Annotated in this window: 11 protein-coding genes; all 11 read right to left on the reverse strand. The window is 47.5% G+C overall.

From position 1 onward, the window contains the following. Window positions 1-66: 66 nt before the first annotated feature. Window positions 67-897 carry a 50S ribosomal protein L2 gene (rplB, locus tag MKX98_RS30815; RefSeq protein ID WP_076326223.1) on the reverse strand — a complete coding sequence of 277 codons (831 nt, stop codon included), beginning with the start codon at window positions 895-897 and terminating at the stop codon, window positions 67-69. 29 nt (window positions 898-926) lie between these two features. After that, on the reverse strand, window positions 927-1,220 hold the full coding sequence (gene rplW, locus MKX98_RS30820; protein ID WP_006212919.1) for a 50S ribosomal protein L23: 294 nt from the start codon (window positions 1,218-1,220) through the stop codon (window positions 927-929). Further along, window positions 1,220-1,843 carry a 50S ribosomal protein L4 gene (rplD, locus tag MKX98_RS30825; protein ID WP_071221019.1) on the reverse strand — a complete coding sequence of 208 codons (624 nt, stop codon included), beginning with the start codon at window positions 1,841-1,843 and terminating at the stop codon, window positions 1,220-1,222. The genes rplW and rplD overlap by 1 nt, the downstream gene beginning before the upstream one ends. Window positions 1,844-1,869: 26 nt before the next feature. After that, entirely contained in the window at window positions 1,870-2,493 is a 624-nt protein-coding gene (rplC, locus tag MKX98_RS30830; protein WP_009589211.1) for a 50S ribosomal protein L3, read from the reverse strand. A 41-nt stretch (window positions 2,494-2,534) separates the two neighbouring features. Then, window positions 2,535-2,843, reverse strand: a complete 309-nt coding sequence (gene rpsJ / locus MKX98_RS30835; protein ID WP_009589214.1) for a 30S ribosomal protein S10 — start codon at window positions 2,841-2,843, stop codon at window positions 2,535-2,537. A 456-nt stretch (window positions 2,844-3,299) separates the two neighbouring features. After that, a complete protein-coding gene (tuf, locus tag MKX98_RS30840; RefSeq protein WP_194544704.1) occupies window positions 3,300-4,490 on the reverse strand; it encodes an elongation factor Tu in 1,191 nt (396 codons plus the stop codon). A 95-nt stretch (window positions 4,491-4,585) separates the two neighbouring features. Then, window positions 4,586-6,667, reverse strand: coding sequence for an elongation factor G (gene fusA, locus MKX98_RS30845; protein WP_090914106.1), 2,082 nt, complete (start codon window positions 6,665-6,667; stop codon window positions 4,586-4,588). A 48-nt stretch (window positions 6,668-6,715) separates the two neighbouring features. Next, window positions 6,716-7,186 carry a 30S ribosomal protein S7 gene (gene rpsG / locus MKX98_RS30850; RefSeq protein ID WP_006212929.1) on the reverse strand — a complete coding sequence of 157 codons (471 nt, stop codon included), beginning with the start codon at window positions 7,184-7,186 and terminating at the stop codon, window positions 6,716-6,718. 53 nt (window positions 7,187-7,239) lie between these two features. Continuing rightward, window positions 7,240-7,659 carry a 30S ribosomal protein S12 gene (gene rpsL, locus MKX98_RS30855; protein ID WP_006212930.1) on the reverse strand — a complete coding sequence of 140 codons (420 nt, stop codon included), beginning with the start codon at window positions 7,657-7,659 and terminating at the stop codon, window positions 7,240-7,242. A gap of 140 nt (window positions 7,660-7,799) precedes the next feature. Then, the gene (locus MKX98_RS30860) at window positions 7,800-8,051 is read right to left on the reverse strand and encodes a ribosomal L7Ae/L30e/S12e/Gadd45 family protein (RefSeq protein ID WP_015737626.1); all 252 of its coding nucleotides are present in this window, start codon (window positions 8,049-8,051) and stop codon (window positions 7,800-7,802) included. A 171-nt stretch (window positions 8,052-8,222) separates the two neighbouring features. Continuing rightward, window positions 8,223-11,837, reverse strand: coding sequence for a DNA-directed RNA polymerase subunit beta' (gene rpoC, locus MKX98_RS30865; protein WP_194544705.1), 3,615 nt, complete (start codon window positions 11,835-11,837; stop codon window positions 8,223-8,225). Between the last annotated feature and the right edge of the window lie 55 nt (window positions 11,838-11,892).

The raw sequence follows: 11,892 nt of genomic DNA on the forward strand, positions 1-11,892 counted from the left end.
AATCCTCCCTTCACCAAATTGTCTCGTTACCTTCGAGCCTGTCACGAAGTTATGCACAATCGCGCATTACTTCGTGCGGCGGCGAACGATATATTTGTCAGAAGCTTTACCTTTTTTACGTGTTTTGTAACCAAGGGTTGGTTTACCCCATGGAGACATAGGCGATTTACGTCCGATTGGAGCGCGGCCTTCACCACCACCGTGAGGGTGATCGTTAGGGTTCATGACGACACCACGTACTTCAGGACGTTGTCCAAGCCAGCGGCTACGACCAGCTTTACCGATTTTGATCAACTCATGGTCTTGGTTACCCACAGAACCGATAGTTGCACGGCAAACTTTCAGGATGCGACGAACTTCACCGGAAGAAAGACGAACAGTTACGTACTTATCTTCTTTACCGAGAAGTTGAGCTTCTGTACCAGCAGCACGAACCAATTGTCCGCCTTTACCTGGTTTCAACTCGATGTTGTGGATAACGGTACCTACCGGAATGTTTTCCAGTGGAAGTGAGTTACCGATCTTGATGTCAGCACCTACTCCAGATACTACTTGGTCTCCAACTTTCAGACCTTTAGGAGCGATGATATAACGTTTTTCACCATCTACATAGTGAATCAGAGCGATGTTGGAAGTACGGTTCGGGTCGTATTCGATTGTAGCAACGCGACCTGGAATGCCGTCTTTATTCCGTTTGAAGTCGATGATACGGTATTTACGCTTGTGTCCGCCGCCATGGTGACGAACCGTAATTTTACCTTGGTTGTTACGGCCAGCTGTTTTGCTCAGCGGAGCCAACAACGATTTCTCCGGCTGATTCGTGGTGATTTCTTCGAAAGTCGACACGGACATGTTGCGTCGAGCCGGGGATGTCGGTTTATACTTTTTAATAGGCACTGAATTTTCCCTCCTTACTTAAGAAATTCTTATTCAACCGATTCAAAGAACTCGAGCGGTTTGCTGTCTGGAGCCAAAGTCACGATTGCCTTTTTCCATTCGGTTGTGTAACCGGAATAACGGCCATAACGCTTTGGTTTAGCAGGAACACGCATCGTATTCACGTTCGATACTTTAACTTTAAAAATAGATTCGACAGCTTGCTTGATCTCGGTCTTGTTAGCACGGATATCCACTTCAAAAGCATATTTCAGCTCTGCCATGTAGTCAGCCGTACGTTCCGTGATCACCGGGCGCTTGATTATATCGCGTGGGTCTTTCATTACGCGAGCACCTCCTCTACCTTCTGAACTGCTTCCTTCGTAATGATCAGTTGATCGTACGACAGTACGTCAAGAACATTAATGCCGTCAGCCGCTACGAATTTCACACCAGGAATATTACGAGCGGAAAGGGCTACATTATCATCATAGCTTGGAGCAACGATCAGAGCTTTACGGCCTACTTTCAGGTTGCTAAGAATGTTAGCAAACTCTTTCGTTTTCGGCGCATTCAGCGTCAATTGATCCAATACGATAATCGCGTTGTCAATCACTTTGGAAGACAATGCGGATTTGATAGCCAAACGACGAACTTTCTTAGGAAGTTTAAATGTGTAGCTGCGCGGAGTTGGTCCAAATACCACACCGCCGCCTTTCCATTGTGGAGAACGGATCGAACCTTGACGAGCACGGCCAGTACCTTTTTGTTTCCAAGGCTTACGTCCGCCGCCGCGTACTTCAGAACGTCCTTTTACTTTGTGGGTACCACGACGAAGCGAAGCGCGCTGCAACAATACTGCACTGTGCAATACGTGTGCGTTCGGCTCGATGCCGAATACAGCTTCATTCAATTCTACTTCGCCAACTTGGCTACCGCTGACATTATAAAGTGCTACTTTAGGCATTGTTTGTTCCTCCTTTCTTTAGGCGATTATTTCTTCACCGTTTCTTTGATTTGAACGAAACCTTTTTTAGGTCCAGGAATGGAACCTTTTACAAGGATTACGTTACGCTCTGCATCGACTTTAACAACTTCGAGCTTTTGAATCGTAACTGTCTCATTGCCCATGTGACCTGGCAGACGCTTTCCTTTAGGAACACGGTTTGCCTGGATCGAACCCATGGAACCTGGTCTACGGTGATAACGGGAACCGTGAGACATTGGTCCGCGGCTTTGGCCCCAACGCTTGATTACACCTTGGAAACCTTTACCTTTGGAAATACCCGTTACGTCAACAAATTCGCCTTCTGCGAAGACATCAGCCTTCAGCTCTTGTCCAACCTCGACACTCGCGAGGTCAACACCGCGAATTTCGCGAACGTAGCGCTTAGGCGCAGTGTTTGCTTTTTTCGCATGGCCTGCTTCTGGTTTGTTAGATCTGTTCTCTTTCTTATCAGAGAAACCGACTTGAATCGCTTCGTATCCGTCGTTTTCCAGATCTTTCTTTTGAAGAACAACACAAGGACCTGCTTCGATAACCGTTACAGGAATTACAACACCCTCAGGGGTAAACACTTGAGTCATTCCGAGCTTTCTACCTAAGATACCTTTCATGTTGACACCTCTTTTCTCTTCTCTAATTCATTATGCAATGCTTACAGTTTGATTTCGATATCTACACCGGACGGCAGGTCCAAGCGCATCAAGGCATCCACAGTTTGTGGAGTCGGGTTCACGATGTCGATCAAGCGTTTATGTGTACGCATTTCGAACTGTTCCCGAGAATCCTTATACTTGTGCACCGCACGGAGAATGGTAATTACTTGTTTCTCAGTTGGCAGCGGGATCGGACCAGATACACCAGCACCCGAACGTTTTGCTGTCTCAACAATTTTCTCAGCGGATTGATCAAGAACTCTGTGGTCGTATGCTTTCAAGCGAATACGAATTTTTTGCTTTGCCATTTTATTCCCTCCTTCTATCGCCCAATTTGGTATCGGACATACTCCGCGAAAATTTTCCAACCACCCACCTCATGGCAAAGGGGCCGGGTGTGTCGGTAACCTCTCACATCATCGCAACGTCGCAGAACAACATTCACTATTATATATAAAAGATAGGCGTATTGCAAGCACTAATTCATAATTAATATGTATTTGCATCATTAACCGAAAGTTGCAGGACTTGGTTAATAGACTTCATCGCTCACGCATATCATATTGTATGTGATCTCTTCTATATAATAGATAGTTTCGAATCTAAACCGCTAATATCCTTCGGAGCTTGTAATCAGGTTACTCGAACCGATCTCAAATAGGAAAAGAGCCTGATCCAAAGGATCAGACTCTTTTATCAGGACATCACATTGTTACTCGTTACAATACACTGTTGCTATATTCAAGACTGTTCGTAAGCCTTAATTATTTAATGATGCTTGCAACGGAACCAGCACCTACGGTACGGCCGCCTTCACGAATGGAGAACTTAGTTCCTTCTTCAATCGCGATTGGGTTGATCAGGCTAACCGTTACAGTGATGTTATCACCAGGCATAACCATTTCAGAACCCTCTGGCAAGTTGATCACGCCAGTTACGTCCGTAGTACGGAAGTAGAACTGTGGACGGTAGCCAGTGAAGAAAGGCTTATGACGTCCGCCTTCTTCTTTGCTCAGTACGTATACTTGAGCTGTGAACTCTGTGTGTGGTTTAACGGAAGCAGGCTTAGCAAGTACTTGACCGCGCTCGATTTGAGTACGCTCAACACCACGAAGCAATGCACCGATGTTGTCACCAGCTTGTGCGGAATCCAGCAATTTACGGAACATCTCAACGCCCGTAACAACGGATTTCTTAGTTTCTTCAGCGATACCAACGATTTCGATCTCGTCACCAACTTTGATCGTACCACGCTCTACACGACCTGTAGCAACGGTACCACGACCAGTGATGGAGAATACGTCCTCGACAGGCATCAAGAAAGGCTTGTCAGTGTCGCGCTCAGGCAATGGGATGTACTCGTCGATTGTTTTGAACATTTCAACGATTTTTTGTGCCCATTCGCCTTCTGGGTTTTGCAGAGCTTCACGAGCGGAACCACGAGTGATCGGAGTGTCGTCGCCTGGGAAGTCATACTCGCTCAGCAGGTCGCGAACTTCCATCTCAACCAATTCCAAGAGCTCTTCGTCTTCAACCATGTCGCATTTGTTCAAGAATACAACGATGTAAGGAACGCCTACTTGGCGGGACAACAGGATGTGCTCACGAGTTTGCGGCATTGGGCCGTCAGCTGCGGATACAACCAGGATTGCTCCGTCCATTTGAGCAGCACCAGTGATCATGTTTTTAACATAGTCAGCGTGACCTGGGCAGTCAACGTGTGCATAGTGACGAGTATCAGTTTCGTATTCAACGTGGGAAGTTGAAATTGTGATACCGCGCTCGCGCTCTTCTGGAGCCTTGTCGATTTGGTCGAAAGACATTGCAGCACCACCGTAAGTTTTGGACAATACAGATGTGATTGCAGCTGTCAAAGTTGTTTTACCATGGTCAACGTGACCGATAGTACCGATGTTAACATGGGGTTTCGTACGTTCGTATTTAGCCTTTGCCATTTGAACAATTCCTCCTTAAGGGGATATATATGTTAGGCCGGAAGCGGAGTTAACGGGATGTTGGTCCCGCCTCCTATCCAGCAGGTAAAACGTTATTACTCTCCGCCTTTGATCTTGGACACAATTTCATCGGAGATATTCTTAGGAACTTCTTCGTAGTGGGAGAGTTCCATGGAGAACACACCGCGTCCTTGTGTACCGGAGCGAAGGGTAGTGGAGTAACCGAACATTTCGGAAAGAGGTACTTTCGCACGGATAATTTGAGTACCACCACGGGAGTCCATACCTTCGATACGTCCACGGCGGGAGTTCAGCATACCCATTACGTCGCCCATGTATTCCTCAGGCACGGTAACTTCAACTTTCATGATTGGCTCAAGCAGGACAGGCTTACACTTGTCTTTAGCTGCTTTCAGAGCCATGGAACCGGCGATTTTAAACGCCATTTCATTGGAGTCAACATCATGGTAAGAACCGTCAACGATTGTTGCTTTAACGTCAACAAGCGGGAAGCCGGCGAGTACACCGTTCTTCATTTGCTCTTCAATACCTTGTTGTGCTGGACCAATGTATTCTCTTGGTACCGAACCACCGACAACTTTGCTGTCGAATTGGTTACCGCTACCTGGTTCCAGAGGTTCGAACTCAACCCATACGTGACCGTATTGTCCACGACCACCGGACTGACGAACGAATTTACCTTCAACGCGAGCTGGTGCACGGAATGTTTCGCGGTAAGCTACTTGTGGTTTACCCACGTTAGTTTCTACCTTGAACTCACGACGCATACGGTCGATGATGATGTCCAAGTGAAGCTCACCCATACCTGCCAGGATCGTTTGGCCTGTTTCTTCATCAGTATGTGCACGAAGAGTTGGATCCTCTTCCGTCAACTTACCGAGAGCCACACCCATTTTATCTTGGTCAGCTTTTGTCTTAGGTTCTACTGCGATTTCGATAACCGGATCAGGGAAGTTCATGGACTCCAGAATAACCGGGTTTTTCTCATCACATAGTGTATCACCTGTACCCGTATCTTTCAAACCTACGGCAGCTGCGATATCTCCGGCGAATACTTCGGAAATTTCTTGGCGGCTGTTCGCATGCATTTGAAGGATACGACCGATGCGCTCACGCTTACCTTTAGTTGCATTCAGTACGTAAGAGCCGGATTGCAGTACACCGGAGTATACGCGGAAGAATGTCAGCTTACCAACATAAGGGTCCGTAGCGATTTTGAATGCCAAAGCCGAGAACGGCTCTTCATCGGAAGAATGACGGATAGCTTCAGTTCCATCTTCAAGGGTACCCTTGATGTCTGGAACGTCAGTTGGAGCCGGCAAATAATCGATTACGGCATCAAGCATCAGCTGAACGCCTTTGTTACGGTAAGAAGATCCACAGATAACCGGGAAGATCTTAACTTCGACAACACCTTTACGCAGAGCAGCTTTCAACTCAGCGATGGTGATTTCTTCACCTTCAAGATATTTCATTGTCAAGTCTTCGTCAAGTTCTGCTACCTTCTCAACAAGCTCGTTGCGAAGCTCTTCCACTTGATCCTTGAATTCTGCTGGAATTTCGGTTTCTTCGATATTTTGACCGAGGTCATCCTTATACATATAAGCTTTTTCCTCGATAATATCGATGATGCCAATGAAATCATTCTCTGCACCGATCGGAAGCTGAATCGCTACCGCATTCGCTTGCAGACGCTCTCTCATATCTTTAACTACGTTCAAGTAGTCGGCACCGATAATATCCATTTTGTTTACGTATGCGATCCGCGGAACTCCATAACGGTCTGCTTGTCTCCAAACAGTCTCCGACTGAGGTTCAACGCCCTCTTTCGCACTGAATACACCTACTGCCCCATCCAATACACGAAGGGAACGTTCAACTTCTACTGTGAAGTCAACGTGCCCCGGGGTGTCGATAATATTAACGCGATGACCCTTCCAAGAAGCGGTAGTCGCAGCGGATGTAATCGTGATACCGCGCTCCTGCTCCTGCTCCATCCAGTCCATTGTAGCTGCACCCTCGTGAACTTCCCCGATTTTGTGCGTACGGCCTGTATAGAACAAAATCCGCTCTGTAGTGGTCGTTTTACCAGCGTCAATATGCGCCATGATCCCGATATTACGTGTATTTTTCAAGGAGAACTCTCTTGTCGCCATGCGAATAGTCTCCCTTCAAAATTAGAAGTATTAATTAGTTGCTGAATCCTACCAACGGTAGTGAGCAAACGCTTTGTTCGCTTCAGCCATTTTGTGTGTATCTTCGCGTTTCTTAACGGAAGCGCCTGTGTTGTTGGAAGCATCGATGATCTCAGCCGCCAAACGCTCTTCCATGGTTTTCTCGCCGCGGTTGCGGGAGTAGTTTACGAGCCAACGTAATCCAAGGGATGTACGTCTCTCTGGTTTAACTTCGATCGGAACCTGGTAGTTAGCACCGCCGACACGACGAGCTTTAACTTCCAATACTGGCATGATGTTCTTGATAGCTGCTTCAAACACTTCCATCGGATCATTACCAGTACGTTCCTTGATGATGTTGAACGAATTGTAAAGGATGCTTTGAGCAACACCTCTTTTACCATCCAACATGATGCGGTTGATCAGACGAGTTACCAGCTTGCTGTTATACACTGGATCTGGCAGCACGTCTCTTTTAGTTACTGGACCTTTGCGTGGCATGGATATCCCCCTTTCTTCAGTCATGAGTCATGTTACGAAAACATGAGCATCAATTAGCTTTTTGCTTTAGGACGCTTCGTGCCGTATTTGGAACGAGCTTGCATCCGGTTGTTTACACCAGCGGTATCAAGTGCGCCGCGAACGATATGGTAACGTACACCCGGAAGGTCTTTTACCCGTCCACCGCGAACCAATACAACACTGTGCTCTTGCAAGTTATGTCCGATACCCGGAATGTAAGCCGTCACCTCAATGCGGTTCGTCAAGCGAACACGAGCATATTTACGAAGTGCGGAGTTCGGTTTTTTCGGCGTCATTGTGCCTACACGAGTGCATACACCGCGTTTTTGCGGAGCGCTCAAGTCGGTCTCCTCACGTTTCAAAGCGTTAAAACCTTTTTGAAGAGCTGGAGATTTCGATTTGTAAACTTTAGCTTGACGGCCCTTGCGAACCAGTTGGTTAATTGTTGGCATGCTAGCCACCCCCTTCCCGTATTTATCATTCGATTACAAACCCCGTTTAAGTCCACAGACCCAGGCGGTTCATAAAAGAACAAATGAAAAGTTTTTGCCGAGAGAAGTAACGTCTTCTCCAACAAAAACGATTTCTCAAATCATGATTTCAAGACAGCTACCATAGCTGCACCAACTTCAATACCGCATGCTTCTCCAAGCTCTATCATCGTGGGTACATAGTTGATATGCACGCCATTCTTATCACACTCGGATACGACTTTTGAAATCAAACGTTGGTCGCAATCTTCAGCCACATAAACCTCTGTAGCCAAACCGGATTCAACGGCCTTCATCGTTTGTTTGGTGCCAATCTTGATGTGTGCATCCTGTAATCCTTTATCATTAGACATAAGTCATTCCTCCAAAAGAACAGGGAACAAAGAAACTATTCACGCACCTTTGCTATATTAGCATCTGCCCTAATCGATGTCAAGCTATTAAATCAGGAAAAAAGAAACTTTGGGACGAGGAGGTCTTCCGCATCTTAAGATACGGAAATCTCCTCATCACCTGACTGTTTCTTAATCTATAGAAGCTGTTTCGAGTTCCTGACTTTCGTCATTCACATCGTTTTGTCCCTCGAACTTCACGCTGCGATAACGGTTCATACCGGTACCTGCAGGGATCAGTTTACCAATGATAACATTCTCTTTCAGACCAAGCAGCTGATCGACTTTACCTTTAATGGCAGCGTCAGTCAACACGCGAGTCGTCTCCTGGAAGGAGGCTGCTGACAAGAACGAATCCGTTTCGAGAGACGCTTTTGTAATCCCGAGGAGAACTGGTTTAGCAACCGCTGGTTCTTTCCCGGAGAGAATAGCGTCTTTATTAGCTGTCTCGTATTCATGCATATCCACGAAGGAGCCTGGCAGCAGGGTCGTATCTCCCGCATCAACGATACGGAATTTACGCAGCATCTGTCTGATCATAACTTCAACGTGTTTATCATTAATTTCTACGCCTTGGTTACGGTATACGCGTTGAACTTCCTGAAGGATGTAGTTCTGCACGCCACGGATACCTTTGATACGAAGCATTTCCTTCGGATCAATGGAACCATCGGTCAGTTCATCCCCGGCTTCAATTTGCTTGCCTTCGCTTACGCGCAGACGGGAGCCATAGGTAACAGCGTAAACCTTAGTCTCAGCTTCACCTTGTACTTCGATTTCACGACGGTCCTTCGTTTCGCGGATCTCTTTAACCACACCGTCGATCTCACTAATGGTCGCTTGACCTTTAGGATTACGGGCTTCAAAGAGCTCCTGGATACGCGGAAGACCTTGTGTAATATCATCGCCGGCAACGCCGCCTGTGTGGAACGTACGCATCGTGAGCTGTGTTCCCGGTTCGCCGATGGATTGAGCTGCGATAATACCAACCGCTTCACCAATCTCAACATGCTTACCAGTAGCCAGGTTACGACCGTAACATTTTTTGCAGACGCCATAACGCGCACGGCAGCTCAAGATGGAACGAATTTGAAGCTTCTCAACGCCAGCTGCTACGATTTCCTCAGCTTTGTCGGAGTCAATCAATTCGTTACGGTTCACGATGATCTCTTTCGTTTCCGGATGACGGACAGTTTCAAATGCATAACGTCCCTCAATACGGTCGTAGAGATCCTCGATAACTTCTTTACCGTCCTGAATACGGCTAACGGTAAAGCCTTTATCCGTGCTGCACTCATCTTCGCGAACGATAACATCCTGGGCTACGTCAACAAGTCGACGAGTCAAGTAACCGGAGTCAGCGGTACGAAGCGCCGTATCGGCAAGACCTTTACGCGCACCGTGCGTGGACAGGAAGTACTCGAGTACCGTCAGTCCTTCACGGAAGTTCGATTTGATTGGGAGTTCGATGATACGACCCGACGGGTTCGCCATCAGACCCCGCATACCGCCGAGCTGAGTGATCTGCGATTTGTTACCCCGTGCTTTGGAATCTACCATGAGCATGATGGAGTTAAAGCGGTCCATCGATTTCATGAGTACATCCGTGATATCGTCCTTGGTCTTGGACCAGATATCGATAACACGATCATAACGTTCTTCATTCGTAATCAAGCCGCGGCGATATTGGTTCGTTACCACTTTAACCTTCTCATCGGACTCTTTCAAAATTTCATTTTTCTCGTCAGGGACGATAACGTCGGATACCGCAACCGTTACGCCTGCTCGAGTGGAGTAGGTGAAACCGAGCTGCTTGATTTTATCCAAAATCACAGAGGTTTCCGTTGTATGGTACGTTTCGAAGCAGCGTGCAATGATGGAACCCAGATATTCCTTACCAACAGCACCGCTGATTGGCAGTTCCTGAATCACTTTTTGAATATCTGCACCCTTCTCGTATACGAAATACTTCTCAGGCGTGCCTTGCAGAAGGTTCGTACGAGTCGCTTCATTGATGTACGGGAAGCTGGCAGGGAAAATCTCGTTAAAGATAATCCGGCCGATCGTCGTAATCAAAATCGCATCCTGCTGTTTTTCCGTAAAGCTGGTTTTGCCCAAGGCTTTAACCGGAATCGCTACGCGTGCATGCAGACCAGCTGCTTCACGCTGATAAGCGGAAACCGCTTCGTTCACGCTGCCCAGAATCATGCCGGTACCTTTTTCTTCCTTGTTATCCATAGTCAGATAGAAGGAACCCAGTACCATATCCTGAGAAGGCGTGACAACCGGCTTACCGTCTTTCGGGTTCAAAATGTTACCCGATGCCAGCATCAAAAGACGTGCTTCAGCTTGAGCTTCAGCTGACAAAGGAACGTGAACCGCCATTTGGTCACCGTCAAAGTCAGCGTTATACGCTGTACATACGAGCGGGTGAAGACGGATCGCATGGCCCTCAACCAGAATCGGTTCAAATGCTTGAATACCGAGTCTGTGAAGCGTCGGTGCACGGTTCAGAAGAACCGGATGCTCTTTAATAACCTCTTCGAGCACATCCCATACTTCTGGACTTACACGTTCTACTTTGCGCTTCGCACTCTTGATATTATGTGCAAGGCCTTTGTTGACCAGTTCTTTCATAACAAACGGCTTGAAGAGCTCAAGCGCCATTTTCTTAGGCAGACCGCATTGATACATTTTCAGGTAAGGACCTACAACGATAACGGAACGACCGGAATAGTCAACCCGTTTACCGAGCAAGTTCTGACGGAAACGTCCTTGTTTACCTTTCAGCATGTGGCTGAGGGATTTAAGCGGACGGTTACCAGGACCTGTGACCGGACGACCGCGGCGGCCGTTATCGATCAGTGCATCGACAGCTTCCTGCAGCATGCGCTTCTCGTTCTGAACGATAATATCCGGCGCGCCGAGATCCAGCAGTCTTTTCAGACGGTTGTTCCGGTTAATAACACGACGGTACAGATCGTTCAAGTCGGAGGTCGCAAAGCGTCCACCATCAAGTTGAACCATCGGGCGAAGCTCCGGCGGAATGACCGGCAGCACATCCATGATCATCCACTCCGGATTGTTGCCGGAGTTACGGAACGCCTCAATTACTTCCAGGCGTTTGATGGCCCGGTTGCGGCGCTGACCCTGTGCAGTGCGCAATTCTTCCTTAAGGAACTCAAGCTCTTTGTCAATGTCGATGTCTTGAAGAAGTTTCTTAACCGCTTCAGCACCCATGCCTGCTTGGAATCCGTAACCGTACTTCTCACGGTAGCTGCGATATTCCTTCTCGGACAACAGTTGCTTCTTCTCCAGCGGTGTATCTCCCGGATCGGTTACAACATAAGATGCGAAGTAAATGATCTCCTCCAGAGATCGTGGGGACATATCCAGAGCCAGACCCATACGGCTTGGAATGCCTTTGAAATACCAAATATGCGATACAGGAGCCGCAAGTTCGATATGACCCATCCGTTCACGACGGACTTTAGCGCGTGTTACTTCAACGCCACAGCGATCGCAGACTACTCCTTTATAACGGACACGCTTATACTTACCGCAGTGACATTCCCAGTCCTTCTGCGGACCGAAAATCCGCTCACAGAACAAGCCTTCTTTCTCCGGCTTCAATGTACGGTAGTTAATCGTTTCCGGCTTCTTCACCTCTCCGCGAGACCAAGAGCGAATTTTTTCCGGTGAAGCAAGACCGATTTTCATGTACTCAAAATTGTTAACGTCCAACAAGGAGCAACCCTCCTCAACCTAGTCCTATTTATGTGCTATACGACCATAACACCAC

Origin of the sequence: Paenibacillus sp. FSL W7-1332 (genome assembly GCF_037969785.1) — a bacterium.
In the GTDB taxonomy this organism is placed as follows: Bacteria; Bacillota; Bacilli; order Paenibacillales; family Paenibacillaceae; genus Paenibacillus_AQ.